Genomic DNA, 941 nt, shown 5'->3' with positions numbered 1-941 from the left:
CGACGTCTGCCGCACCCTCGACGGGGTGCCGCTCGCCCTGGAACTGGCCGCCGCGCGGATGCGGGTCCTGTCGGTCCGGCAGATCGCCGAACGCCTCGGCGACCGGTTCACCCTGCTGTCGGCGGGCGACCGGACCGCGCCGGGACGCCAGCGCACCCTGCGCGCCGCCATCGACTGGAGCCACGACCTGCTCGGCGACGCCGAACGGATCCTGCTGCGCCGGCTGTCGGTGTTCGCTGGCTGGACCCTCGACCCCGTCGAACGGGTCTGCGCCGACGAACTGCTGCCCGCCCCGCTCATCCTCGACGCGCTGACCGCGCTGGTCGACAAATCGCTCGTCGTCGTCGAACGCGAGGTCGCCGGGCAGATCAGGTTCCGGCTGCTCGACAGCATCCGCCGCTACGGCGCCGAGAAACTCGCCGAGGCGGGGGAGCAGGAGCTGCTGCGGCTCCGGCACCGCGACTGGATGCTGGACCGCGCCGAGTCCGACGCCCGGCGCTGCTTCGGGCAGGAACCCGCGGGCTGGCCCGAGATCGTCCGGGTGCTGCGCCTGCACGACACCGACCAGGACAACATCCGGGCCGCGCTCGCCCTGTGCGCCGACCGCGACGACGTCCAGGAAGGGCTGCGGCTCTGCTCGGTGCTGCGGATGCACGGGGTGGCGCGCGGCGGGTTCGCCGAGTGGACCGGCTGGACCCGCCGGTTCCTGGAGCACGCGGAGAAGGCCGACCCTGCGGTGGCCGCGGCGGCGGCGGACGCCCTCGCCGAACTCGGCCTGGAGTCACGCGATCTCGAGCTGGCGGCGGGCGCCGCGGAACAGAGCCTGACGCTGCACGGCGCCGCAGGCGACCGGGGACGGCCCGCGACGGCGCTGCACGTCCTCGCCCAGGTGGCGTTGCGCCGGGGCGATCTGGTGCGGGCGCGGGAGCTGACGGCCTCGG

Annotated in this window: 1 protein-coding gene; it reads left to right on the top strand. The window is 75.0% G+C overall.

Going from position 1 to position 941, the window contains the following annotated elements; all coding sequences use genetic code 11:
* On the top strand, positions 1-941 hold a 941-nt coding region (locus ACYVE7_RS34715), incomplete at both ends, for an ATP-binding protein (protein WP_460370889.1).

It is taken from the genome of Actinocorallia lasiicapitis (assembly GCF_054778695.1).
Note: the sequence above shows the minus strand (reverse complement) of the source record. Positions and strands in the feature narration are given on the sequence as shown.